Consider the following 23,027-nt stretch of genomic DNA (forward strand, 5'->3'; position numbering starts at 1 on the left):
GCAAACGGCGCGAGGCCGCTTCTGTTCCGCGGCTTACGCCTCCAATTGCTTGCCGATCGGAAGCGAGCGGATGCGCTTTCCGGTCGCCACGAAGATCGCGTTGATCAGGGCCGGCGCGAACGGGGGAACACCGGGCTCGCCGACGCCGCTCGGCGGCGTGTCGGGTCCGGGCGGCACGACGTAGACGTTGGTCACCACAGGCGAGTCGTCCATCCTGACGACCTGGAAGTCGTCAAAATTCTTCTGCTGCACCTTGCCGTCCTTGAAGGTGATCTCGCCGTATTTGGCAAGGCTCAGCCCCATGATCGCCGCGCCCTCGATCTGCGAAGCGATGCGCTCGGGGTTGACGTAGGTGCCGCAATCGATCGCGGTGTCGACCCGCGGCACCGTCAGCTTGCCCTTGTCGTCGACGGCCACCTCGACGATGGTCGCGATGTAGCTGACGAAGCTGCGGTGCACGGCGATGCCGAGACCGTGGCCCTTCGGCACCTTTCGGCCCCATTCACCCTTCTCGGCGACCAGTTCGACCACCTTGCGCAGGCGCGCGGTATCGATCGGGTAGCTGTCCTGGGGCTCGCCGTAATTCCAGAGGTCCTTCACGTTGGGCTTGACGATGCGAGGCGAGCCGATCAGCTCGAGCAGCATGTCCTTCTGGTCGCGCCCTGTTGCCTGCGCGATCTCGCCGACCATCGACTGGACGGCGAAGGCGCGCGGGATGTTCGAGACCGAACGGAACCAGCCGATGCGGGTGAACGCCGCGGCTTCCGGGTTCTCACAAGAGATGTTCGCGATCTCGAACGGCATATCGACCAGGCCCATGCCGATCTCGAACGGCGCCTGATGCACCGTGCCGGCGGCAAAGGTCGAGGCGATGCTGGGAGCCACGCTGCGATGGCGCCAGGCGATCACCTTGCCGCTCTTGTCGAGGCCGGCCTCGATCCGTTCGACCGAGACGGTGTGCAGGAAGCCGTTGTGGATGTCGTCCTCCCGCGTCCATTGCACCTTCACCGGCGCGCCGAGCTCTTTCGAGAGCAGCGCGGCTTCGAGCGCAAAGTCGCATTTCGACTTGCGTCCGAACCCGCCGCCGAGCAGGGTCACGTTGACGGTGACGTTGGCCTCGGGAATGTCGAGCGTCTTGGCGACGTCCTCGCGGGTGCCGCCGGGGCTTTGCACCGGCGCCCAGATCTCCGCCTTGTCGCCCTTGACGTCCGCGACCGCCACCGGCGGCTCCATGGAGACATGGGCGAGATGCGGGAGGTAGTACTCGCCGACGATCACCTTGTCGGCGCTCTTCAAGGCAGCGTCCGCATCGCCCTCCTTGCGCAGCACGAGGCCGGGCTTGCGCGACGCTTCCTCGAGCTCCTTGCGGTAGGCGACCGAGTCGTATTTGCCGTTGGGGCCGTCGTCCCAGACCAGCTTCAAGGCGTCGCGGCCCTTGATCGCCGCGCCGGTGTTGCGCGCGATCACCGCGACGCCCCCGAGCGGCTGGAACTTCGACGGCCATGGCCAGCCGCGAACCTGCATCACCTTCTCGACGCCGGGGATCTTCAAGGCCTCTTCCGGCTCGAACTTGACCAGCTTGCCGCCGGTCACCGGCGGGCGGGCGATCACGGCATATTTCATGCCCGGCAGCCGCACGTCGGCTCCATAGCGCGCCTTGCCGGTGGTGATGTCATGGAGATCGACGATGCCGATCTCGCCCTTGCCGAGATAGCGGAAGTTCTTGGGGTCCTTCAGCTTGAGGCCCTCGATGCTCGGCACCGATTCCTTTGCGGCGTCGGCAGCAAGCTCGCCGAAGCCGAGCTTGCGCCCGCTGGCGCTGTGCACGACCTCGTGGTTGACCGCCTTGACCTCGGTCGCCGGCACGCCCCAGCGCTTGGCTGCGGCCTGCTCCAGCATGGTGCGGGCGGAGGCGCCGATCTGGCGCATCGGGATCAGATAATGCCGCGTACTGCGCGAGCCGTCGGTGTCCTGGTTGCCGAATTTGACCTCGTCGCCATGGGCCTGCTGCACCTTGACCCTGGACCAGTCGGCCTCCATCTCCTCGGCCACGATCAGCGGCAGGCTGGTGCGCACGCCGGTGCCCATTTCCGAACGGTGCCCGACGATGGTGACGATGCCATCCGCGCCTACCGAAACGAACACGCGCGGATCGACCACGACGCCATGCGGCATCTTGCCGGCGCCGGTCTCATAAGCGAGCGCCTGGCGCGACATCACGGGGGCGGCGAGCACGAAGCCGCCGGTGACGCCGAGCCCCTTCAGGATGCTTCGGCGCGTGACCTTCTCGACCTTGATGTGCTTTTCGAAGCCGCGCAGCTTGCCGGGATTGTCGATGAAGTTCATGTCACACCCCCGTCGATGCGAGATGGACGGCGTTCTCGATGCGCTGGTAACAGCCGCAGCGGCAGATGTTGCCAGCCATCCCTTCGCGGATCTGGTCATGCGAGGGTTTCGGGTTATCCATCAGGAGGGCCGCAGCCTGCATGATCTGGCCGGCCTGGCAGAAGCCGCATTGGGGCACGTTGAGCTGGCGCCACGCCTTCTGCACCGGGTGATCGCCGTTCGGATGCAGCCCCTCGATCGTGGTGACCTCGCGTCCGGCGACATCGTTGACGGACGTGATGCAGGCGCGCACCGCTTGCTTGTCGACGATGACCGTGCAGGCACCGCACAGCGCCTGGCCGCAGCCGTATTTGGTGCCGGTCAGTCCGGCCTCGTCACGCAGGAACCAGAGTAGCGGGAGATCCGGGTCGCCGTCCCAGCTCTGTTCCTGGCCGTTGATCTTCACCTTGATCATGATCGTGCCTCGCTCTTCATAAGCATGCCAAATTCAAAGTCCGCCGACGCCGGTCGGCGACGGTTCGTGCGTCGTCTCGCCACGTCCCGCCGTGGTCCCGCGCGGGCAAATCCCGGAGGGAGGCAGGAACTCGGATGGCGATGTCTGGATGTGCTCGATACCTCCCGTTTTCTTCTTGATTGATTGTCTTCGCGCGGCATCGTGACGGCGCGACCGTAGCAGAGATCGCTCCGACCCGGCGTTCACAGCCGGGTGTTCTCACCGGGAAAAGATTGCATCGACGGTTTGTCAAAAGCAGGGCGCGTCATCCCGCCGCCTGCTCATCGAATGGGCGCAACGAAAAAAAGCTTCGTCCGCCAGCAAGACCGAACGGACGAAGCAGTAGGCCTCAGTCGAGGGAGGGAGAACGCAGGACACCGCGAACTTCAAGCTGGAAGCGGACGGTCCTGCGCAGTCATTCAGAGACCAGGACTGAGGAGCCGATGGCCCTTACTCACGCGTGGTGCAGAAGCGGCGGCATTGCGCCGCGGGTCCGGTGCGGCTCGCTGGCGGCGACGGGCGCCAGCGAGCCGCAGATGGCGTGGCCGAGGTCTGGCGGCCGGCCAACTCGGGCAGCCTTCTCAGGCGGCCTTGGCCTTCGCCACATGGGTCGCGATCGCGTCCATCAGGGCCGGCGACAGGCAGTCATAGGGCTCGAGGCCGATCTCCTTCAGCCGCGAACGGATGCCGGCCATCTGCTCGGGCTTCACGCCCGATTCGATCACGGAGGAGACGAAGGCGGCGAATTGCGGCGCCTGCGAGCCCTGCTCCTGGAACAGTTCGGGATGGATGAAATCGAGGCCGTAGAACGGATGGTTCTTGTTCTCGATCCGGCCGTACATGTGCGTGCCGCAGGCCCTGCAGGCGTAGCGCTGGATCACCGCCGAGGGATCGACGATCTGGAGCTTGTCGCCGTTCTCGAGCACGGTGACGTTCTGGCGCGGCACCACGGCGACGACGGAGAAGGTCGCGCCCTGCGGCTTCCAGCACTTGGTGCAGCCGCAGGCATGGTTGTGGGCAACGTCGCCCTTGACGCCGACCTTCACCGGGTGGTCGCTGCATTTGCAGACCAGCGTGCCGCCGGCGAAGCTGCCGCTGCCTTGCTTGATGCCGTTGTCGATCGAGGGATGGAGTGCAACAGTCATGGTCGATCCTCCTTGGTGTGACGTTTTCGAGCTAGAACACGACGACTGAACGGATGGATTTGCCCTCGTGCATGAGGTCAAAACCCTTGTTGATCTCCTCGAGCTTGAGCACGTGGGTGATCATCGGATCGATCTGGATCTTTCCGTTCATGTACCAGTCGACGATCTTCGGCACGTCGGTGCGCCCGCGCGCGCCGCCGAAGGCCGTGCCGCGCCAGTTGCGGCCGGTGACGAGCTGGAACGGGCGGGTGGCGATCTCCTTGCCGGCCTCGGCGACGCCGATGATGATCGAGGTGCCCCAGCCGCGATGGCAGGCTTCCAGTGCCTGGCGCATCACGGTGGTGTTGCCGGTGCAGTCGAAGGTGTAGTCGGCACCGCCGTCGGTGAGGCCGACGAGATGCTGAACGATGTCGCCGGTGATCTTCTTCGGGTTGACGAAGTCGGTCATGCCGAACCTGCGACCCCATTCCTCCTTGGAATCGTTGATGTCGACGCCGATGATCTTGTCGGCGCCGGCCATCTTGGCACCCTGGATGACGTTGAGGCCGATGCCGCCGAGGCCGAACACGACCACGTTGGAGCCCGGCGTGACCTTGGCGGTGTTGACGACGGCGCCGACGCCGGTGGTGACGCCGCAACCGATGTAGCAGCTCTTGTCGAACGGCGCGTCCTCGCGAATCTTGGCCACGGCGATCTCGGGCAGCACGGTGAAGTTCGAGAAGGTCGAGCAGCCCATATAGTGGTAGATCGGCTTGCCCTTGTAGGAGAAGCGGCTGGTGCCGTCGGGCATCACGCCCTTGCCCTGCGTCGCGCGGATCGCGGTGCAGAGATTGGTCTTCTGGCTGAGGCAGCTTTTGCACTGCCGGCATTCCGGCGTGTAGAGCGGGATGACGTGATCGCCCGGTTTTACCGAGGTCACGCCCGGGCCGATCTCGCGGATGATGCCAGCCCCCTCATGTCCCAGGATCGACGGGAAGATTCCCTCGCTGTCGAAGCCGTCGAGCGTGTAGGCGTCGGTATGGCAGATGCCCGTCGCCTTGATCTCGACCAGGACTTCGCCGGCCTTCGGGCCTTCCAGATCGACCTCGACGATCTCGAGCGGCTTCTTGGCTTCGAAAGCAACGGCGGCACGTGTCTTCATCGGTAGCTCCTCAAATTCGCATCGGACGCCAAGAAGTAGTCTTGGCAGCCTTCGTAGCGTTCATTTCTTGCCCATGCAGGCGTCTTCAGCCTTGGTGTAGGCCTCCGTCTTCTCCTCCTTTTTCGAAGGACGCTGCCGGCCCCAGGCTTCGGTGGAGCGCGCGCGGAGATAGACATAGAGGTCGTCCATGTAGCAGGCGACGTTCGGGTTGTCGCCGAACGCCGGCATGACGTTCTCCTGCGCGGTCGAGATGTTCTTGCGGCCGGAGGCGACCACGCCGAGGAAGTCGCCGTAGCTCATCGACTTGACGGAATCCTTCAGCGCCGGCGCGTAGGTCGATCCCATGCCGTCGGGGCCGTGGCACACATGACAGTCCGAGTGATAGCGGCGGTATCCGGAATAGGTGAACCAGTCCACGGTGCCTTCGGCCGAAATCTTGTAGGTGGGATTGCCCTCCTTATCGAGCCACTTTCCGTCCTCTTCCTTCTTCACGGCGGCCGGATCGCCCGGGCCCTCCGCGGCCGCAATTCCTCCGGACGCAACCAAGAGCGTCGCAGCAATGACAAAGCAGATTTTACGCAAGAGCTTTTCCCTCGGCCGGCATTCGGTGGAGACGAGCCGGCGCGTGGAGCGATCCACGCGCCGGAGCGATGCTGACGGATTTAGTTCGGCAGCGAGAACACGGTCAGCGTACCGCCGAGCGCCGTGTAATTGCTGAGGGCGGCGTAGCCGCCGACGGCACCGAGGCCTGCGGTCGGATCGGTCAGACCTGCCGCCAGACCGATGCCGGCCCAGCCACCCACGCCGGAGAGCACGGCAACGTACTGCTTGCCGTTGTTCTCATAGGTGGTGACGTTGCCGATGATGCCGGAGGGAGTCTTGAACTTGTAGAGCTCCTTGCCGGACTTGGCATCGACCGCCTTCAGGTAGCCTTCGAGCGTGCCGTAGAACACCACGCCGCCGGCGGTTGCGAGCGCACCCGACCAGACCGAGAACTGCTCCTTGTTCGACCAGACGATCTTGCCGGTCTTGCCGTCCCAGGCGATGAAGTTGCCCATGTGGCTTTCACCCTGCGGCGGATACATCGAGAGCGTCGCACCCACATAGGGCTGGCCCGCGGTGTAGCTCACCTTGAACGGCTCGTAGTCCATGCAGACGTGGTTGGTCGGAACGTAGAACAGCTGCGTGTCCGGCGAGTAGGCTGCCGGCTGCTCGTCCTTGGTACCGAGCGCGGCCGGGCAGATGCCCTTCACGTTGACGTCCTCGCCGGCCTTGTCGGTCGAGGCCGCGTCGAGCACCTTCGGGCGGCCGTAGGTCGGCGAGTTCTTGTCCATGTCGACGCCGGAGGTCCAGTTCACCTTCGGATCGTATTTTTCGGCGACCAGCAGCTCGCCGTTCTCGCGATCCATCGTGTAGGCGAGGCCGTTGCGGTCGAAATGGGTCAGGAGCTTGCGCGGCTGGCCGTTGATCTGCTGATCCGTGAGGATCATCTCGTTGACGCCGTCATAGTCCCACTCGTCGTGGGGCGTCATCTGGTAGACCCACTTGGCCATGCCGGAGTCCGCATCGCGCGCGAAGATGGTCATCGACCATTTGTTGTCGCCCGGACGCTGCTTCGGATTCCAGGTCGAGGGATTGCCCGAGCCGTAATAGACCATGTTCAAAGCGGGATCGTAGGAGATCCAGCCCCAGGTGCAGCCGCCGCCGATCTTCCACTGATCGCCCTGCCAGGTCTTCAGGCTGGAATCGGCTCCGACCGGCTTGCCGAGCGCCGTCGTCTTGGCCGGATCGAACTTGATCTGGTCGTCCGGGCCTTCGGAATAGGCGCGCCAGACCTGCTTGCCGCTCTTGAGGTCGTATGCGGTGACGTGGCACTGCACGCCGAACTCGCCGCCGGAGATGCCGACCAGGACCTTGTCCTTGACGACCAGCGCGGCCGACGTGCCGGTCTCGCCCTTCGCAGGATTGCCATTGGTCGCCGACCAGGCCACCTGGCCGGTCTTGGCGTCGAGTGCGACGAGGTTGGTGTCGGCCTGATGCAGGATGATCTTGCCGTCGCCGTAGGACAGGCCGCGGTTGACGGTGTCGCAGCACATCACGGGGATGACGTTCGGATCCTGCTTCGGCTCGTACTTCCAGATGATCTTGTTCTCGTTGGAAAGGTCAATGGCGTAGACCTTGTTCGGGAATGGCGTGTGGACGTACATGACGTTGCCGATGATCAGCGGGCCGCCTTCATGGCCGCGCAGCACGCCGGTCGAGAACGTCCAGGCGACCTGAAGCTTGCCGACGTTCTGAGCGTTAATCTGGTTCAGCTTGGAATAGCGGGTGTTGGCATAGTCCCCCGCCGGCATCACCCAGTCCTTCGGGTTCTGCGACATCTTGATCAGCTCGTCATTGGCTGAGGCGCTGCCGACGGCGAGAGCCGCCGCGGAGCCGAGATAGGTCGCCAGTAGCACCTTGCGCATAGGTTATTCCTCCGTTGGTCTCGTTTATTGTTTCCGAAGCATTGCTCAATCACCGGGCTTCTCGTCCGGCGTCTGCTCGTGCAGGGCGGTCACGTTGGGACCAGAAACGATGCTGTGCTGTTTCCTCCTCCTGATGAGAGCCACGGGTCCACGTGCAGGAGCGGCCCGTTCTTGTTGTTCCTGCCGCAATCCCTAACGGCTTCGCCATCGGGAAACTTGCCCAAGAGAGAAGGCGGTTTGCTCGACAGCGCACGGAGGTGAAGATTTTGATTTTGCAGTAGCGAATTCAGCGGCTTCGGTGCGTCCTTGAGACCGCCTCTGCGCTCAGGTTCCCCTTGACGGCGCTGCAACTAAGGCGGAGGATTAAGTTTCAAGAGTGGCAATGGAACGATGGCGCTCGTTGCAAGAGACCGCTCAAATGCGAGGTAAACGTCACGCAATCACGGCTGAGGGCTCCGGCAGCGCTGGTTGCGATTCGCGCCGAATCTCCGGATCAAATCAGTGGCTGGATTAATGTCCGACACCATTCACACGCTCTCGACGACCGGAATGACGCCGAAGCGGCAGATCCAGAGCTGGATCGACGGGCTCACGAGCCTGTGCGGGCATTTCGACGTCGATCCGCTGGAGGCGTCCTCGCTCGAAGGTCGCATCGATTACACCACGGTCTCGCGCCTGAAGCTCTGCCAGATCGAGGTCAGCCAGCATCGCATCGCGCACACGCTGGCGCGCGCCAAAGCCAATGAACACCCGTACATAAAAATCCACTTCCAGACCTACGGCGTGTCTTATTTCGAGCAAGAAGGCCGGCACATCGAGATCAACCCCGGCGACATCATCGCCTACGACGTCTCCTGTCCGCATTCGATCATCAGTCCCGCCTTTACCCGTCACGACGTGGTGATCGTGCCGAAGGCGCTGCTGCGCGACCGCGGATTCCCGTCGCAGCGGATGCCGGCCTGCAAGTTGACCGCGAAGACGGGGACCGGGCGGATCGCCCACGATTTCGTCCATGCCACCTTCGACGAGGCGGCAAAGCTGTCGGCCAACAGCGCGGTCGGCGTTGCCGATTCGCTGATCGACCTGTTGCTGCTGCCTTTGCGCGAGGCCGACACGATGTTCGATCGTGTCGGGCCCGAAGCGATGTATGTGCGCGCGCAGTTCTTCATCCGCGAGCACTTGCGCGACCCGGATCTGTGCATCGACCAGATCTCGGCCGAGCTCGGTTGCTCCAAGCGCTATCTGCACATGCTGTTCTCCGAGCGCGGCACCACGGTGAGCGACTACATCTGGCAGGCGCGGCTGCAGAACTGCCGCCAGGAGCTCGAGGCCCACGCCGGCAAGACCATCACCGACGTCGCCTTCTCCTGGGGGTTCTCCAGCTCATCGCATTTCAGCCGGGTGTTCCGAAAATACTTCGGCGTGGTGCCGTCCTCGATCCACAAGGCCCAGCAGGCCGCGGCGAGTTCGGGCGAGCATTAGACGTTCTCAAGCGAATGCTCCACGCGAACGCTCGCATGGTGTCGCGCCTGTCAGGCCGGCATGGCGACATAGGGAATGCCGGCCACGAGCGCGACCAGCAGCACCGCGTTTCCCAGCATTCCGCTCCAATGCAGCCGGCGTAACCGACGCGCGGCCTCGGCGTCACCGGCGTCGCGCGCGCTGAGCTGGTCGTCGAACCGTTGCATGAACCAGGGGCGGCCCCAGATCGCCAGGGCCGTGATCATGCCGACGCCGAAGGCGGCAAGCAGGCGGCCGTCGAGCAGCAGCGCCACCGTTCCAATGGCGCCGGCGACGCGCATCACCAGAAAATGGGCGTTGAACATTCCGCGCAGCAACTGGGCGACGGGCTGGATATCGAGCCTCACCAGCAGGAAGGCGGGCGATGCCAGCGTGAAATAGCCCATCGGAAAGAGCAGGATGATCATAACGGCGACGGCGACTGCATCCGGTGTCATGCGATCGACCTTCCTTGTCCGCAGAGGCGCACAATCATAGCGGGAAAATGCGCCTCCGACACTAGGCTTTGGTCGGACTCCGGTCGGGGTGGGAGCAGCCGGCGTGCCGGCCATGGCTCCAAGTTCAGGCCGGCTCGAGGCCGAGCGCCTGCGCGCTCTCGATCCAGATCGGCAGCTCGCGCTGGTACAGCGCGTTTGTTTCCTTGAATCCGATCGCGGGTTCGAGCACGAAGGTCGCGAGAACCTCCTTCACCTTCGGATCATTGTTGGCGGCGACGCAGAGTTCGGCGATGCGATCGACCACCGGCTGCGGCGTCGCCTTGGGCACAGCCCAGCCGGTGAACCCGCTCACGGTGAAGAATTTCGACGTCGCGCCCTGTTCCGGCAGCGTCTTGACGTTCGGGATCGCCTCGACCTTCTTCGAATGCACGGCGAACACCGTGCCGCGGTCGCTTTGCAGCACCGACTGCGCGGCCGTGTAGCTGCCCATCGCGGCATCCAGGGTGCCTTCCAGCATTCCCGTCCACATCGGCGCCTCGCCGCGGTAGTGCACCGGCTCGATGTTGAGGGCGTACTGCTTGTTGAGCTCGTTGATCGTCATGTGCGGGGCCGAGCCCGCGCTGTAGGTGCCGAAGTTCACCTTCCCGCTCTTGCGCGCGAAGGCGGCGAAATCCTCCAGCGTCTTGACCCCGGTCTTGGGGTTCGCGACCAGCAACAGGCCCGCGCCAGGAATGACGCTGACGAGCGTCAGATCCTTGTCCATGTCGTAGCCGGGATTCTTCATCACCACCCGGTTCATGATGTAGGTGGTCGAAATCGAGCACAGGATGGTGTGGCCGTCGGGCTCGGCGCGGGCGACCTCCGCCGTGCCGATCGCGCCGGCGGCGCCGGGCTTGTTCTCGATGACGACGGTCTTGCCGACCTGCTTGGAGATGAACTCGCCATAGGCACGCGCGAGCAGGTCGGTCTGGCCGCCGGCCGGATAGCTGCAAATCATGCGAATCTGCCGCGCCGGCCAGCTGCCTTGCGCGGAGGCGCTACGCGAAACGAACGGCATTGCGAATGCGCTGGTACCGGCGGCGATGAAGTGGCGGCGATCGAGCTTGGCGGACATGATTCTCTCCCGGATTTTTGCCGAACCTACTGCATCAGGCCGTCGCTGCCATGCGCCGCAGGCGAGACAGATTGGCGCATTCGATTGGCTTGCGCGGTGCCTATTCGCTGATCACCCGGAGGTTCGTGCCTTCTGTATCAGCCACGGCCAAACGATCTCCGTCAGGGCTACTGCGATAAGACCGAACGTGCCGCCGATCAGCACGTTGACAATGCGCTCCTCGGCGATCCCGCTGGCGCCGCCGGCAAAGGACGCCGCCAGCGCGATAAAGAAGCAGCGCAGGCCGAAGCCGACGACATAGCGGGAGAACGAGATCAGCGTGAGGGTGGCTGCGAGAACCGCCACTGCGTAGCCGATGCGGCTTTGCGGCAGGGCAAGGCCTGTGACAAAGCCCAGCGGCACGCCGAGAAAAGCGCCGATCGCGCGCTGCTTCAGCTTGTCGGTGGAGGCGGCGAGATCGCCGACGACGACGCTTGCGGCCGACCACATCACCCATTGCCCCTGCGCGAGGTCGAGGATCTCGACCAGCGCTGCTGATGCGAACACCGCCATGGCGGTCGCGAGCGCGGGTAGAAACCACTCGGCGGCGGCTGGCCCGAACGAAGCCACCCCGGTGCCGCCGTGCCGCCGCTGGTCATAGATCTGGATGGCACAGACCAGCGCCAGCGCGACCGGAGAGGAAACGATGATGACGCCGGCGTGGCGTAGCGCCTCGGACGGACTGAGACCTTCCCGCACCTCGCAGGCGAGATAGACGGCGGGGATGAACACCCAATTGCCGAGTGTGCGGAAATGCTCGCCATGGCGCGTCCCCGCCACCGCAAGGAAGCCGGCGAGCGCCGTCAGCGCTACGAAGAGCGGCTTGATCGGAGCGGCCAGAAACAGCGCGGCAAAGGTGACGAGAATGGCAAGGTAGTGCCACGCGACGATTTTTGGCGCCAGACGCAGCCGCAGCGCCGGAATGAGCAACGAAACCGCGACCAGTCCGAGATTGAGCAACGCCGTTTCGCGCGCGATGAAATAGGCGGCGACGATCGGGCCGACGACGATCAGCGCGCGCGAGAGCTCGCGGGTCTTGATCTCGCGGGCGAGGAGGTCGCGCAGGTTGCTGGCGATGGCCGGGGAATTCACGGGGCACCGATGGGCGAATGAAATGCCAAGGATAGCACGGAATGACGCAGAACTTTGCGTATGGCCCGATGGCCTCGCCATACCCCCGCTGTCATCGCCCGCCTAGTGCGCAATTGCGCACAGGGGCGGGCGATCCAGTATTCCGTGACGGTTGTGATTGACCCGTTGGGCCGCGGCGTACTGGATGCCCCGCCTTCGCGGGGCATGACAGCGGAGTGCACGGAGGTGCTGCCGCTCGCCACGATCAGCTCTACCGCTGGATGATCTTCGTCCAGACGTCGCCGAGGATCGCGGGCTCGCGCGGCGGCAGATAGGTCAGGCCGGCCTGCTTGCCGAATTCGGCGATCCTGCCTGAAGCCGTCAGCTCCGTCAGCGCCTTGTTGACGGCCTCGATCAGCGCGCCATCGCTGGCGAGCCCGACATAGCCGCGATTGGCGCCGATCGGATAATAGTAGCCGGACGCCCTGATCGCCGTGTCAGGGTGCGCGGCGCGATGGGCATCGAAGCGGGCAAGATCGATCAGCGTCGCGTCATGCTCGCCGCGTTCGAGCGCGCCGAGGAGATCGTCGCGGCCGGGGACGAGGTGCGTGATGTTGTCGATCAGGCGGCCCTTGTCGAAGGTCATCAGGATCGCGTCGCCGAGCGAGCCGCTTTCGACGACGAGACGAAGGCCGGCGAGATCGCCGATGTCGCCGATCTTGCGCCGCGGCGCCTTCGGCCCCAGCACCACCGTCATCGGCGAATAGATGTAAGGCTGGCTCGGCGCGAGCACGCCGAGCGGGACGCGACGCCGCCGATCGTCGCGCGTGGCTCCGGCGAAATCCGGCAGGCGCGCCGTCTTCATCCCGGGTGCGACGAGCGAGTCCTGCGTCAGCGCGTAGCCGCCGACGAGCGAGCAGCGCCCGTCCGAGAGCAGCGCGTTGGCCTCGAGCGGCGGGCTCGAATCCTCGTCCAGCTTGCTCTCGAACCACTGGATCTTCAGCGGGCGTCCCAGCCGCTCGGCGATCGCCTGCGCCAGCAGCACGTCGAAGCCGGCATCCGGCTTGCCGCGGTGATGCACCGAGAGCGGCGGCCGGTCCTCGTCGAGACAGACCTTCAGGGGATCGTCGGCCGCGAGAGCGACCGACGCCATCGTGGACAGAAAGGCTGCCACGCTCCAGGCAACACGCCGGCTCCTCATGGCTTTCTCCGGCTGGAGACGAAGGCCCAGAGGTTGCCGATCTCGTCGTCGCTGAGGATGTCGCCCCAGGGCGGCATCTTGTTGTTCTTGCCGTTCTTGACCGTGGTGACGAAGCGCGTCTTGTCGTCGGGGACGACGCGCAGGTCCGGCGTGATGGTGCCGGAGTTCATCAGGTTGGGACCGTGGCAGTGCGAGCATTTTTCGGCATAGGTCGACTTGCCGTGGTCGATCTGCGCCTGCAAGGGATTGCCGGTTGCGTCATCCGCAGCGCGAACGGTCGCCGCAAGCGCGACCGTCAGCACCGCGACGGTGGCGATCGTCGCCACCGTCTTGTGTGATACGTCTATCAGCATCGTGCCGTGGTTACTGCTTGACCGCAAAGACCCACAGCGAGCCGCCGGGCGGCACGTTGGCAAGCCGCTCGTCGCCGGAGAACAACGAGTAGACGCCGCCATAACCGCTGGTCACCGCGACGTATTGCACGCCGTCCTGTTGCCAGGTCACCGGCTGTCCCTCGATGCCGGACCCGGTCTGGAACTGCCAGAGCTTCTTGCCGGTGTCGGCGTCGAAGGCCTCGAACTCGCCGGTCAGCTGACCCGAGAACACGACGCCCCCGGCCGTCGACAGCACGCCCGAGAAGCGCGGAATGTCGCTCGGCGCCTCCCACTTGGCCTTGCCGGTCATGGGGTCGATGGCCTTGAGGTAGCCGCGCGGACCATCGTCGAACTGCCAGGGATCGGACAGGTCCATGCCGAGATACCATTCACCCTGCTTGAAGGTGACGGGCTCCGCCTTGTACTTGCCGCCGAAATTGAGCGTGTTGGCATAGGCGAGGCCGGTCTGCGGATTGAACGACATCGGCTCCCAATTCTTGCCGCCGAGGATCGACGGATAGACCGTGACCTTCTTGCCCTCGCGCGCGTCCTTGGAAACGTCGGTCTCGACCGGGCGTCCGGTCTTCATGTCGATGCCGGTCGCCCAATTCACCTTCACGTAAGGATTGGCGGCGAGCAGCTTCCCGTTGGTGCGGTCGAGCACGTAGAAGAAGCCGTTGCGGTTGGCATTCATCAGCGCCTTGGTCGGCTTTCCCTCGACGTTCACGTCGGCGAGCACCATCTCGGCCACGGCGTCGTAGTCGAACGGGTTGTTCGGCGAGAATTGGTAGTGCCACTTGATCTTGCCGGTCTTGGGATCCATCGCCAGCACGGAGCAGGTGTAGAGATTGTCGCCGGGGCGCACCGCCGAGTTGAACGGGCCGGGATTGCCGATGCCCCAATAGACCGTGTTTAGCTCGGCGTCATAAGAACCGGTGATCCAGGTCGAGCCGCCGCCGAGCTTCCAGGTGTCGCCCTTCCAGGTGTCGCCGCCGGGCTCGTCCGGCGAGGGGATCGAGTGGGTCCGCCAGAGGTGCTTGCCCGTTGCCGGATCCCAGCCGTCGATGAAGCCCCTCGTGCCGAATTCGGCACCGGAGATTCCTGTGATGACGACGCCGTCGGCAACCAGCGGGGCCACCGTCATCGAATAGCCTTCCTTGATGTCGGCCGCCTTCTGCCGCCACAGCTCCTTGCCGTTCTTGGCGTCGAGCGCGATCACGTGCGCGTCGAGCGTGGTGCGAAATACCTTGCCGTCGAAGAGCGCGGCACCGCGGTTGATGATGCCGCAGCAGACGATGCGCGGGGTCTCGGCGGGGTACTCGACCTTGGTCTTCCAGATCTGCTTGCCGGTCTTGGCATCGACCGCCATCGTCGCGTTGTGCGAGGTCACGTAGATTACGCCCTGGTACACCAGCGGCTGCGATTCCTCGCTGCGATCGTCGTTGAATGAATAGTTCCAGACCGGGACGAGGTTCTTGACGGTGTCCTTGTTGATCTGCTTCAGCGTCGAGAAGCGCTGGAGATTGTAGCCCATTCCATAATTGAGAACGTTCGACGTGTCGGTCACACCCTTGACCAGCTGCTCGGTGGTTTGTGCATTTGCACAGGTTGACGCAAGCATGACGAGGCTCGCGGCCATCGCAAAGCGTTTCATCCGTTCCTCCCAATATGCGCGCCTTTTGACGCCGCGACTGCAACACTCTGTCGGAAACCAAAACGCGTCAATACGAAAGTCGAATGTGTCGTGCCGATATCGTTGGCGGTCACCTGACGGAAACCTGACAAGACAACTCGAACTTGTGCGCAGACGCTGAGAAATTCCGCGACGCGAAGGTTGTGGCGCGCGCAAGTTGCAGGTCGGGACTTGAACCGAGGTCGGCTTGTGGATTTATGTCGGCTCTGCCCCCATCGATCCGGGGGCTCTAGGTCAGGGAGGTCTCGATGATTTCGGCTCGCTCAATTGCCCTTGCACTTGTGATTGCACTGTCCGCCGGTCCGGCTTGGTCGGCCTCCGCCAATGCGGTCAAGATGTTCGACACCGACAATGACGGCACGCTTGATCTTCCCGAAGTGAAGAAGGCCGCCGCCGCCACGTTCGCAAAGCTCGATCCCGATCACGACGGCACGCTCGATGCACGCGAATTGCGTGGACGGTTGAGCGCGAAAGAACTCGCCGCCGCCGATCCTGACCGCGACGGGACCCTCACCCTCGACGAATATTTGTCGGTGGTCGAGCAGCGCTTCAACGCAGCGAATCCCGACAAGGACGGAACGCTGGACGCGAAGGAGCTGAACTCGCGCGCCGGTCGCGCGCTCGTGCGATTGCTCCGGTGAACGCCGCGATGGAACGGACATGACGGGCGCAATGTTTGCGACCATTCCGGTCTGACGCTCGGGAACATCGGGCCGCTCGGCCTGTTTCTCCGCATGTCCTGCCGTCGCCGGGGCTGCGCGGCGGGAGAAGAGGAGATGCAGATGAACACGAAGCGTTCCATTCTTGCTGCCTGCGCAATCCTGACGCTGAGCGCCGGGATTGCGGTCGCCGGCCCGTGCAACACCGGCAGCGCCAGCACTGACAAGGATGCGGGTTCTGGTCCGGTCACCGTGGGCTCCGCACAATCGCACACGTCCGGCTCGGCGAGCGATACCAGCCAGCATCCGCCGACCAGCACGATGAATCGTGCCAGCGGTGAATCGCCGGCATCGTCAGAGGATGCACAGCGGCAAATGCAGAGCGAGCCGACGGCGGCTCAGCGCGCCGCAGGCGCCAAGCCGAATGCGGAAATGGCCGACAAGGGCTGCTGACGACACCCTTGTCGATTCGACGCGCGGTGCGTTGCACAAGGCAGTGTCTCGCTGGTCGTGCTTGACCAAGAGGGAACTTGCTTTGTCCGAGAGAGAAATGTGGCCGCGAAGAATCGGCACAGACGCGCTCGGCAGACGAATCGAGGCTTGAACTGCCCTTGAGGCAGCCCTAGGTTTTTCGCCGCGCGATGTCGCGCTCAATACCTTGGGAGACCCGAATGGCTTGGAAAGCTCCGAAGATCGTGGAAGTGCCGGTCGGCATGGAAATCAACATGTACGCCTGCGCTTCGCGCAAGTAAGACCGACGACCTGCTGCGGCTTCGATGGCGAACGCCGTCGTCGCCGTGGCAGTGTCGGATCAACGCCTCGCCGTGCTCTGTGCTTTGCGGATCGACACCAAAGCCGCATGTGCAGGAGCTTCAATTCTCTTCCGCAAAATCTCGACCATGCTCCGCGTCAGTGTGTTACGCTGGTGCTCGGTCAGCGCTGCTGCCGCATCACAGCGGCGCGCGCCTTTGGGGCACGGCATGGGCGGCAGAGCCTGCAAGTTCTGGTTGGTGATCGGGTGCGCGATCGTGCTGGCGCCGGCACGCACCAGCGCCGAGGAAGGCTTTGATACCGAGCACATCTTCGGCTTCATGATCGGGACCGATGTCGGCAATGTCGGCGAGCGCGAATTCCAGAGCCAGACGACGGGGCGCTTCGGCAAAGGCGGGGTGGCCTATCGCGCCCTCGCGCAGGAGCTCGAGATCGAGGTGGTGCCGCTGCCGAATTTTCGTATCGAAGTCGGCGGCACCGCCAGCTTGCACGACATCACCGGCGTCCCTGACATCGACGATCGCCGCCAGTTCAACTTCCAGGGCGTCTCGCTCGACCTGCGCTATCGCCTGCTCAACCGCGAGCGCGCGCCATTCGGCCTGACGATTGCTGCCGAGCTTCACGGCGACCGCATCGACGAGACCAGCGGCGCGAAAGGGCGGATGTACGGCACCGAATTCACGCTCGCCTTCGACCGCGAACTGATCCCGAACTTCGCCATCGGCGCCCTCAACCTGATCTACCAGCCGGAATGGGCGCGCTTCGAGATTGGAGGGGCATCCGAGAGGAGCTCGACGATCGGCGCCGCGTTCGCCGGCCTGGTGCGGGTGCGCCCCAATGTGCTGCTCGGCGGCGAGATGCGCTACTTCCGGCAATATGAGGGCATCGGCCTCGGTGAGTTCTCGGGCCAGGCCCTGTTTGTCGGCCCCACCGCCTATTTCCAGCTCTCCGAGCACTCCCGGCTCACCATGAGCTGGAGCCTGCAGGCCTGGGGGCGCCCGGCCGGCTTAGGCGGCAATCTCGATCTCGTCAATTTCGAGCGGCATCAGGCGCGATTGGTGTTCGGCGTGAATTTCTAGCGCGGAAGGTCGTCATACCCAGGCTTGTCCCGCCTGCGCGGCCGAAGCCGCTTCGGCGAGGCGAAGGCCCACGCATCCACGTTCTTTGTTCCACGAGGCAAGGCGTGGATGGCCGGGCCAAAAGTCTCGGCCATGGCGAGGCTTCGGCGCTTTGAAACTTCCCCCTCCTTGGGGCGTAGCTCCATGTGCTAATCTCTGCATGGCCCCTTGCGAGAGGATCCCGGCATGAACCCGATTGACCTGGTGGTGACTGTGTGTGCGGTGCTCTCGCCTGCGACCTGCGAAGAGCAGCATCTGGTGTTCAACTATTCCGGGTCGCCCCGCCAATGCGTCATGGCCGCGCCGCCCTATATCGCGCAATGGATCGGCGAGCATCCGAAATGGCAGGCCGTACGGTGGCGCTGCGAATATCCGCACCCGAACGACAAGGCGTGAGCTGCAAGAATCGATTCAAGCGCTACTTGCTGCAGTCCTTCAAATCCTTGTCGGCGATCGAGAACACCGCGTCGGCCTTGATCTCGATGTCGCGGACGATGCACTGCCGGGCATTGGGATAGCTGACCTTGGCGTCGTAGCGGCCGGGCTCGATGCCGGTGATGCGCAGCCGCTCGTCGTGGTCGACCTCCTTGTCCTTGTCGTTCAGGCACTGGTTCGGACCCCAGTCGGTCCTGCCGGCGGGGGAGAGCTGGAAGCCGGAGATCGTCTCCGTCGTGAGATTCCAGAGCCTTATGCCCTTGCTCTTGGTCTGCGCGGCGGCTTCGCCGGCAAGCGTCAACAACGCGATCAAAGCAAGAACCCCACGCATCAGCCAGTCCTCCCAAAGGGCGCCGTCATTCCCTGATCAGGCGCTCGCGGTTCTTTGCCTTGTCGAAATTCTTGGCGCGGTCAAGGCCGTTCGGTGCGATCAGCTTCGCCGAGACGAGATCGGCGCCGTCGAAATCGGCGTCGATGACGATGGCGCCGGTCAGATCGGCTCCGCCGAGTTGGGCGTTTTTCAGTGATGCGCCGCTCAGATCGGCGCCCCTGAGGACTGCGAATTCGAGGTCGACGCGCGACAAATCGGCGTTGCGCGCGTTCAGCCGTTCCAGCTTGGCGGATCTCAGCACCGCGCGCATCAGCCCCATCGACTGGTTGCGCATATCGGCGCCAAGATGCGCGTCCGCGATCGAGGCGCCGACCAGGCTTGCGCCGGTGAGGTCGGCAGCGATGCGCGCTCCTGACAGGTTCGCGCCGTCGAGACGCGCGCGGGCCATTTGCGAGGCGAACAGATTGGCGCCCTTCAGGCTTGCGCCGGTAAGATCCGCATCCAGCAGCCACGCCTGATCGAGGATCGCACCGTCCAGCCTGGCGTCTCGAAGTATTGTCTTGTTGAGCCGCGCGGCGCGGAGAACCGTGTTGGACAGGTCCAGCCCGGAGAGATCGAGACCCGACAGGCGTTTGCCGGTGAAATCGGCAGGCTGCTTTGGGCTCGCTTTGGCCAACATGGCCTCGACCTCCGGCCTCGTCATTTCAGCCGAGACCATCGCGGGGGAGGTGAGGTCGACGCCACGCATCATGTCCTGCGCGCCCGCCGTCATCGCAACCAGTGCGAGGCTAAGCGCTGCAAGACCAAGCGTTGCGAAGGCGACTGTCCGTGTCATCATCAGCTCCGCCGCCGGCCTAATCTAGCACGTCCGCCAGGCGAGCGGCTATGAGGCATCTCGCTCAGTGCGGTCGCCTTGAGTTCGTTGGGCGAGGCTGGCCTTGATCGCCGCAATCTCGGCCTCGCCGCGTGTGCCGCGCGGGATGCCGATAGGCACCTCGGCCACGATCCGCGCCGGTCGCGGCGACAGGAAGAACAGCCGGTCGCCCAGGCGCACTGCATCGTCCAGGCTGTGTGTCACCAAAAGCGTCATCACTGGCCGGCTCGCGACGAGCGTTGCAATCTCATCGCGCAGCCGTCCGGCGAGAGCGTCATCGAGCGATGCCAGCGGTTCGTCGAGCACGAGAATATCCGGCTCGACGGCAAAGGCGCGGGCGAGCGCCACGCGCCTGGCCAAACCCAACGAGAGTTCACCGGGATAATGGTTGCGATGCGCTTCCAGCTCCAGGATTTTGAACAGCTCGGCGAGCTTGGCATCGGCGACACCGGGTGCAGCCAGCCTTACATTCTGCTCGACCGAGCGCCACGGCAACAGGCGCGGCTCCTGGAACACCATGCCGATCCGCGCCTGCGGCGGTCGCGCGACGTGGCCTGCAAAGTCGTGGTCCAGTCCGAGGATGATGCGCAGCATCGTGCTCTTGCCGCAGCCGGACGGGCCGATCAGCACGCCGACCTCACCGGATTGCAGCGCGAATTTGACCGGTGCCAGCACCTCGTGCGTTCCGCCCGCGGCACTCCGGAAGGTCTTGCCCGTGATGTCGACCTCAAGCCGCACGGGGCCGCCACCTGTTTGCGTGGGCTTCGAACGGCTGCACCAGCAAGGTTTCGATGACGAGTACGACGGCGGCGAATGTCAGGGAATAGGCCAGCAGCCGCGGCGTGTCGAACAGCTGGAAGGCGACGCCGATCTCGAAGCCGACGCCGTTGGGCCGTCCCAGCAGCTCGGCGACCAGCACGATCTTCCACACCAGCGACAGGCCGGAGCGGGCGGAGGCCGCGATATAGGGCGCAAGCTGCGGCAGCACGACGTGGCGGAAGGCGCGCCAGCGCGGCATCGCGAACACGCTCGCCATCTCGTCGAGCGAACGGTCGAGTGCGCGCGTGCCCTCGCGCAAGGTGACGATGGCGGTCGGCAGCTTGTTGATCGCGATCGCCGCGATCGCGGCGGCCTCGGTGAGGCCAGCCCAGATATAGGCCAGCACGATCACGACCAATGCGGGCAGGTTGAGCAGCAGGATCAGCCAGGGATCGCCGAGCCGGTCGGCGAGCTTGACCCGGCCCATCAAATAGCCGATGGCGCTGCCGAGCGACATTGCCAGCGTGAAGGCGAGCGCGACGCGCGCCAGCGTGGCGCCGAGATGCAGGAACAACGCGCCGCTCGATGCTTCCGCGATCATCACCTGAAGCACCGCCGGCGGGGAGGGCAGCTTTGCGCCGCCGACGATGAGCGCGGCAATCCACCAGATCGCGAGGAACAGGGCGAACGAGAGCAGGCGCAGCACCTCAGTCTCCGGGGACCGCGTGATAGAAGGTGCCGGGGTCGAGCTCGGCTGCGGGACCGACGAGCTCGCGGCCGCCGATCTCGGCCAGCACGCGGTAGAGCACGCGCGCGTCCGTTTCCTCGTCATCGATGCTCCGGCGCGGAATGCCGTCGCGGTAGCGGTCGCGGTAGGTCTTGAGCAGGGCAGGATCGGTCGTGCCGGTGAGCGGCGCGACCTTGTCCCAGGCCGCATCCGAGGTCGTCAGCAGCTCCTTGGCCTTGCGGGTCATCGCGATGAACCGCGCGACCGCCTCCTTATGGCTCGCGGCCCAGCTCTCGTCGAAGACATAGCCGACTGCGGCGACCGCGCCTTTGGCGCCCAGCTTCGGCAAGATCTCCTCGATCCCGGCGAGGCGGCGAAAACCCTTGGCTTCGAGCTGGGCGCAGAAATTCCAGAAGTTGAGGCTCGCATCCATCTCGCCGTCCAGCGACTTGGCAGCGATCAAGGGCGGGGCGCCATAGACGATGGTTGCCTCCGACTTCAGGTCGATGCCGTCCTGCTTCATCCGCGCCTGCAGCAGCAGCCAGCTCTTGTCGATCGCCCCGCCGGCGACCGCGAGCTTGCGGCCCTTGAGGTCGGCAAGCGTCTTGATCGGCGAATTGGCCGGCACCATCACGGCGCCGAGCGCGCTGGAATAGGGATAGAAGGTGAGCTTGGCACCGAGCGCGCGCTCGCGTGACACCCACAGCCAGTCCGACAGGATGACGTCGGCGCTGCCGGCGCGCATCGCGATCTTGCCGGCCTCGGTGCTCGCGAGCTCGGTGACCTCCAGCGACAGGCCGGCCTCCTTGTCCAGGCCGGCGCTGCGGATCGCGGCCAGCTCCCACGAGAATGTTCCGGTCTTCTGCACCGCAAGGCGGATCGTGTCCGCGGCGCCGGCCGGTGCGGCCAGCGTCAGCGTCAGCGCCGTTGCGAGCGCCGATATTCGTGCCAAAACTCTCATCACCTTGTGAGCCGTTTCCTCTGACAGAGTGCTTTTCAGCACAATACGCATAGCATAGCCTTGGTCGCAACCAGCGGGAGGACGCGCATGAATCTGGCCGGACGGCTACGACCGATTGTCGCCGCGTTGACAGCGCTCGCTGCGAGCGTATGCGCGGCAGGGGCCGAAGAGGCCAATGATTATCCCACCGCGGCGCGCGCCGAATACGTCTATGGCTGCATGAAGGCCAATGGCGAGACGCGGTCCGCGATCGAGCAATGTTCCTGCTCCATCGACGTGGTCGCCTCGATCATGCCCTACGAGCGCTATGTTACCGCCGAGACCGCGCTCAGCATGTCGCAAGTGCGCGGCAATCTCGGCGTGCAGTTTCGCACCTCGGAGCAGGCCAACTCGGCGGTGAATGACCTGAGGCGCGCGCAAGCGGAAGCCGAGGTGAGGTGTTTTTGATTTACACCGTCATTCCGGGACGATGTGAAGATCGAACCCGGAATCTGCGAACCGCCCCGGAATGACCGCGAGAAACGCAGCTATGTCCCCGGCTTTTCCACGTCCCATTCATTGCGGAACACGTGCCCGTCCGTGTCCTTCGCTTCCGCGCGGAAACGCTTGGCGCCGTTGGAGACATAGGTGAAGCGCAGGTTGGGATCTTCCGAGATCGAGATGCCGCCTTCCATCGACAGCACGGGGCTGTCGTCCTGCGTCAGCTTGAGCTGGTTGATGAAGAAGGCGGGGATATAGAGCTGCGTGACCTGGTCCATCTGCAATCCGGAATTGTTGGGATGGCCGATCATGATCTGCGCTTCGCGCAACCGGCTGGCCGGACCGTCCTCACGGGCGAATTGCCGGTAGCGCATCTGGCCGAGCCGGTTCTTGGCTTCCTCCACGTTCTTTGCTGCCGGGGCCGAGCAGCCGCCGGAGGCCTTCACATAGACTTTCGAGACGTAGAGCTGGCCGTCGCTGAGCTCGGCCACGGCGTGCACGTCGGTGTAATTGTTGACGCGCACGCGGGTCGAGATTTCCGTGACATTGGCCTCCGGGCCGAGCTCGAACTTCGCGGCCATCGGTGCGGGGTTGCGGTCGATCACCAGCGTGATCGAACGGATGCGGCGGCTATCTGCGGGCGACAGCTTGCTGCGCAGCGTCACCGGCACGATGGCCGCATCCTCGGCGCGATAGGGCATCTCGATGCCGATCACCTCGGCGCCGTCGTTCATCGGCCGGTTGCTGAAGATGTCCTGCACCAGGCCCGGCCAGGGATCGTAGGCCTCTTCCGCTTGCGTCGGCACGGCGAAGGCGATGCCGAGGAGCAGGGCAATCAGGGGCAGGCGGCGTGTGCATCCCGTCATGGT

Annotated in this window: 25 protein-coding genes; 7 read left to right on the forward strand and 18 right to left on the reverse strand. The window is 64.5% G+C overall.

Annotated elements, in window-relative coordinates:
- Positions 1 to 33: 33 nt before the first annotated feature.
- From XI05_RS23575 to xoxF5, 6 genes are all read right to left on the reverse strand, one after another.
- Positions 34 to 2,346, reverse strand: coding sequence for a xanthine dehydrogenase family protein molybdopterin-binding subunit (locus XI05_RS23575; RefSeq protein WP_271506191.1), 2,313 nt, complete (start codon positions 2,344 to 2,346; stop codon positions 34 to 36).
- Position 2,347: 1 nt separating this feature from the next.
- Positions 2,348 to 2,800 carry a (2Fe-2S)-binding protein gene (locus tag XI05_RS23580; protein WP_025037743.1) on the reverse strand — a complete coding sequence of 151 codons (453 nt, stop codon included), beginning with the start codon at positions 2,798 to 2,800 and terminating at the stop codon, positions 2,348 to 2,350.
- 620 nt (positions 2,801 to 3,420) lie between these two features.
- On the reverse strand, positions 3,421 to 3,984 hold the full coding sequence (gene gfa / locus XI05_RS23585) for an S-(hydroxymethyl)glutathione synthase (protein WP_172785586.1): 564 nt from the start codon (positions 3,982 to 3,984) through the stop codon (positions 3,421 to 3,423).
- A 31-nt stretch (positions 3,985 to 4,015) separates the two neighbouring features.
- Complete coding sequence (locus tag XI05_RS23590) at positions 4,016 to 5,125, reverse strand: S-(hydroxymethyl)glutathione dehydrogenase/class III alcohol dehydrogenase (RefSeq protein ID WP_027574628.1); 1,110 nt, start codon at positions 5,123 to 5,125, stop codon at positions 4,016 to 4,018.
- A gap of 60 nt (positions 5,126 to 5,185) precedes the next feature.
- Positions 5,186 to 5,707, reverse strand: coding sequence for a c-type cytochrome, methanol metabolism-related (locus XI05_RS23595; protein WP_271506194.1), 522 nt, complete (start codon positions 5,705 to 5,707; stop codon positions 5,186 to 5,188).
- An 80-nt stretch (positions 5,708 to 5,787) separates the two neighbouring features.
- Positions 5,788 to 7,593 carry a lanthanide-dependent methanol dehydrogenase XoxF5 gene (gene xoxF5 / locus XI05_RS23600; RefSeq protein WP_212255260.1) on the reverse strand — a complete coding sequence of 602 codons (1,806 nt, stop codon included), beginning with the start codon at positions 7,591 to 7,593 and terminating at the stop codon, positions 5,788 to 5,790.
- A 513-nt stretch (positions 7,594 to 8,106) separates the two neighbouring features.
- Between xoxF5 and XI05_RS23605 the strand changes: the two genes are divergently transcribed.
- Entirely contained in the window at positions 8,107 to 9,075 is a 969-nt protein-coding gene (locus XI05_RS23605; RefSeq protein WP_271506197.1) for a helix-turn-helix domain-containing protein, read from the forward strand.
- A gap of 50 nt (positions 9,076 to 9,125) precedes the next feature.
- Here XI05_RS23605 and XI05_RS23610 read toward each other — a convergent pair whose 3' ends face one another.
- The 6 genes from XI05_RS23610 to XI05_RS23635 form a co-directional block, all read right to left on the reverse strand.
- Positions 9,126 to 9,551 carry a hypothetical protein gene (locus XI05_RS23610; protein WP_212255262.1) on the reverse strand — a complete coding sequence of 142 codons (426 nt, stop codon included), beginning with the start codon at positions 9,549 to 9,551 and terminating at the stop codon, positions 9,126 to 9,128.
- 124 nt (positions 9,552 to 9,675) lie between these two features.
- Positions 9,676 to 10,665: a Bug family tripartite tricarboxylate transporter substrate binding protein gene (locus XI05_RS23615; RefSeq protein WP_271506200.1), complete on the reverse strand. Its 990-nt coding sequence runs from the start codon at positions 10,663 to 10,665 to the stop codon at positions 9,676 to 9,678.
- Between the two features lie 111 nt (positions 10,666 to 10,776).
- A complete protein-coding gene (locus XI05_RS23620) occupies positions 10,777 to 11,796 on the reverse strand; it encodes an FUSC family protein (protein WP_271506202.1) in 1,020 nt (339 codons plus the stop codon).
- 250 nt (positions 11,797 to 12,046) lie between these two features.
- Positions 12,047 to 12,976: a substrate-binding periplasmic protein gene (locus XI05_RS23625; RefSeq protein ID WP_271506204.1), complete on the reverse strand. Its 930-nt coding sequence runs from the start codon at positions 12,974 to 12,976 to the stop codon at positions 12,047 to 12,049.
- Entirely contained in the window at positions 12,973 to 13,329 is a 357-nt protein-coding gene (locus XI05_RS23630) for a c-type cytochrome (RefSeq protein WP_271506207.1), read from the reverse strand. The genes XI05_RS23625 and XI05_RS23630 overlap by 4 nt, the downstream gene beginning before the upstream one ends.
- Before the next feature lie 10 nt (positions 13,330 to 13,339).
- On the reverse strand, positions 13,340 to 15,004 hold the full coding sequence (locus XI05_RS23635; RefSeq protein WP_271506210.1) for a methanol/ethanol family PQQ-dependent dehydrogenase: 1,665 nt from the start codon (positions 15,002 to 15,004) through the stop codon (positions 13,340 to 13,342).
- 287 nt (positions 15,005 to 15,291) lie between these two features.
- On the opposite strand from XI05_RS23635, the gene XI05_RS23640 reads away from it, so the two are divergent.
- From XI05_RS23640 to XI05_RS23660, 5 genes are all read left to right on the forward strand, one after another.
- The gene (locus XI05_RS23640) at positions 15,292 to 15,684 is read left to right on the forward strand and encodes a calcium-binding protein (RefSeq protein ID WP_172785576.1); all 393 of its coding nucleotides are present in this window, start codon (positions 15,292 to 15,294) and stop codon (positions 15,682 to 15,684) included.
- A gap of 135 nt (positions 15,685 to 15,819) precedes the next feature.
- Complete coding sequence (locus XI05_RS23645; RefSeq protein ID WP_172785575.1) at positions 15,820 to 16,155, forward strand: hypothetical protein; 336 nt, start codon at positions 15,820 to 15,822, stop codon at positions 16,153 to 16,155.
- Positions 16,156 to 16,373: 218 nt separating this feature from the next.
- Entirely contained in the window at positions 16,374 to 16,454 is an 81-nt protein-coding gene (pqqA, locus tag XI05_RS23650) for a pyrroloquinoline quinone precursor peptide PqqA (protein WP_008562446.1), read from the forward strand.
- Positions 16,455 to 16,682: 228 nt separating this feature from the next.
- Positions 16,683 to 17,552: a hypothetical protein gene (locus XI05_RS23655; RefSeq protein ID WP_271506215.1), complete on the forward strand. Its 870-nt coding sequence runs from the start codon at positions 16,683 to 16,685 to the stop codon at positions 17,550 to 17,552.
- A 225-nt stretch (positions 17,553 to 17,777) separates the two neighbouring features.
- Positions 17,778 to 17,987, forward strand: a complete 210-nt coding sequence (locus tag XI05_RS23660; protein ID WP_172785573.1) for a hypothetical protein — start codon at positions 17,778 to 17,780, stop codon at positions 17,985 to 17,987.
- Between the two features lie 22 nt (positions 17,988 to 18,009).
- On the opposite strand, the gene XI05_RS23665 is transcribed toward XI05_RS23660, so the two are convergent.
- The 5 genes from XI05_RS23665 to XI05_RS23685 are packed head-to-tail and all read right to left on the reverse strand — an operon-like array spanning position 18,010 to position 21,678.
- The gene (locus XI05_RS23665) at positions 18,010 to 18,357 is read right to left on the reverse strand and encodes a hypothetical protein (RefSeq protein WP_172785572.1); all 348 of its coding nucleotides are present in this window, start codon (positions 18,355 to 18,357) and stop codon (positions 18,010 to 18,012) included.
- Positions 18,358 to 18,382: 25 nt separating this feature from the next.
- Positions 18,383 to 19,192, reverse strand: a complete 810-nt coding sequence (locus XI05_RS23670; RefSeq protein ID WP_271506218.1) for a pentapeptide repeat-containing protein — start codon at positions 19,190 to 19,192, stop codon at positions 18,383 to 18,385.
- 48 nt (positions 19,193 to 19,240) lie between these two features.
- Entirely contained in the window at positions 19,241 to 19,969 is a 729-nt protein-coding gene (locus tag XI05_RS23675) for an ABC transporter ATP-binding protein (protein WP_172785570.1), read from the reverse strand.
- Positions 19,959 to 20,696 carry an ABC transporter permease gene (locus tag XI05_RS23680; RefSeq protein ID WP_271506221.1) on the reverse strand — a complete coding sequence of 246 codons (738 nt, stop codon included), beginning with the start codon at positions 20,694 to 20,696 and terminating at the stop codon, positions 19,959 to 19,961. The genes XI05_RS23675 and XI05_RS23680 overlap by 11 nt, the downstream gene beginning before the upstream one ends.
- Position 20,697: 1 nt before the next feature.
- Entirely contained in the window at positions 20,698 to 21,678 is a 981-nt protein-coding gene (locus tag XI05_RS23685; protein ID WP_271506418.1) for an ABC transporter substrate-binding protein, read from the reverse strand.
- 87 nt (positions 21,679 to 21,765) lie between these two features.
- On the opposite strand from XI05_RS23685, the gene XI05_RS23690 reads away from it, so the two are divergent.
- Positions 21,766 to 22,125 carry a hypothetical protein gene (locus XI05_RS23690; RefSeq protein WP_271506223.1) on the forward strand — a complete coding sequence of 120 codons (360 nt, stop codon included), beginning with the start codon at positions 21,766 to 21,768 and terminating at the stop codon, positions 22,123 to 22,125.
- A gap of 80 nt (positions 22,126 to 22,205) precedes the next feature.
- Here the strand turns inward: XI05_RS23690 and XI05_RS23695 are convergent, their stop codons facing one another.
- Positions 22,206 to 23,024 (reverse strand): quinoprotein dehydrogenase-associated SoxYZ-like carrier, encoded by an 819-nt coding sequence (locus XI05_RS23695; RefSeq protein ID WP_271506225.1) that lies wholly within the window; start codon positions 23,022 to 23,024, stop codon positions 22,206 to 22,208.
- Positions 23,025 to 23,027 lie beyond the last annotated feature (3 nt).

Source organism: Bradyrhizobium sp. CCBAU 11357 (assembly GCF_028128865.1).
Taxonomy (GTDB): Bacteria; Pseudomonadota; Alphaproteobacteria; order Rhizobiales; family Xanthobacteraceae; genus Bradyrhizobium.

What these genes read in the sequence shown, in the direction of transcription:
- XI05_RS23655 (WP_271506215.1), top strand. Translation starts at nt 16,683, where the DNA reads ATGGGCGGCAGAGCCTGCAAGTTCTGGTTGGTGATCGGGTGCGCGATC.
- XI05_RS23580 (WP_025037743.1), bottom strand. Translation starts at nt 2,800, where the DNA reads ATGATCAAGGTGAAGATCAACGGCCAGGAACAGAGCTGGGACGGCGAC.
- XI05_RS23605 (WP_271506197.1), top strand. Translation starts at nt 8,107, where the DNA reads ATGTCCGACACCATTCACACGCTCTCGACGACCGGAATGACGCCGAAG.
- XI05_RS23660 (WP_172785573.1), top strand. Translation starts at nt 17,778, where the DNA reads ATGAACCCGATTGACCTGGTGGTGACTGTGTGTGCGGTGCTCTCGCCT.
- XI05_RS23670 (WP_271506218.1), bottom strand. Translation starts at nt 19,192, where the DNA reads ATGACACGGACAGTCGCCTTCGCAACGCTTGGTCTTGCAGCGCTTAGC.
- xoxF5 (WP_212255260.1), bottom strand. Translation starts at nt 7,593, where the DNA reads ATGCGCAAGGTGCTACTGGCGACCTATCTCGGCTCCGCGGCGGCTCTC.
- XI05_RS23695 (WP_271506225.1), bottom strand. Translation starts at nt 23,024, where the DNA reads ATGACGGGATGCACACGCCGCCTGCCCCTGATTGCCCTGCTCCTCGGC.
- XI05_RS23645 (WP_172785575.1), top strand. Translation starts at nt 15,820, where the DNA reads ATGCAGATGAACACGAAGCGTTCCATTCTTGCTGCCTGCGCAATCCTG.
- XI05_RS23665 (WP_172785572.1), bottom strand. Translation starts at nt 18,357, where the DNA reads ATGCGTGGGGTTCTTGCTTTGATCGCGTTGTTGACGCTTGCCGGCGAA.
- XI05_RS23610 (WP_212255262.1), bottom strand. Translation starts at nt 9,551, where the DNA reads ATGACACCGGATGCAGTCGCCGTCGCCGTTATGATCATCCTGCTCTTT.
- XI05_RS23630 (WP_271506207.1), bottom strand. Translation starts at nt 13,329, where the DNA reads ATGCTGATAGACGTATCACACAAGACGGTGGCGACGATCGCCACCGTC.
- XI05_RS23590 (WP_027574628.1), bottom strand. Translation starts at nt 5,125, where the DNA reads ATGAAGACACGTGCCGCCGTTGCTTTCGAAGCCAAGAAGCCGCTCGAG.
- XI05_RS23640 (WP_172785576.1), top strand. Translation starts at nt 15,292, where the DNA reads ATGATTTCGGCTCGCTCAATTGCCCTTGCACTTGTGATTGCACTGTCC.
- pqqA (WP_008562446.1), top strand. Translation starts at nt 16,374, where the DNA reads ATGGCTTGGAAAGCTCCGAAGATCGTGGAAGTGCCGGTCGGCATGGAA.
- XI05_RS23690 (WP_271506223.1), top strand. Translation starts at nt 21,766, where the DNA reads ATGAATCTGGCCGGACGGCTACGACCGATTGTCGCCGCGTTGACAGCG.
- XI05_RS23685 (WP_271506418.1), bottom strand. Translation starts at nt 21,678, where the DNA reads ATGAGAGTTTTGGCACGAATATCGGCGCTCGCAACGGCGCTGACGCTG.
- XI05_RS23615 (WP_271506200.1), bottom strand. Translation starts at nt 10,665, where the DNA reads ATGTCCGCCAAGCTCGATCGCCGCCACTTCATCGCCGCCGGTACCAGC.
- XI05_RS23575 (WP_271506191.1), bottom strand. Translation starts at nt 2,346, where the DNA reads ATGAACTTCATCGACAATCCCGGCAAGCTGCGCGGCTTCGAAAAGCAC.
- XI05_RS23635 (WP_271506210.1), bottom strand. Translation starts at nt 15,004, where the DNA reads ATGAAACGCTTTGCGATGGCCGCGAGCCTCGTCATGCTTGCGTCAACC.
- gfa (WP_172785586.1), bottom strand. Translation starts at nt 3,984, where the DNA reads ATGACTGTTGCACTCCATCCCTCGATCGACAACGGCATCAAGCAAGGC.
- XI05_RS23625 (WP_271506204.1), bottom strand. Translation starts at nt 12,976, where the DNA reads ATGAGGAGCCGGCGTGTTGCCTGGAGCGTGGCAGCCTTTCTGTCCACG.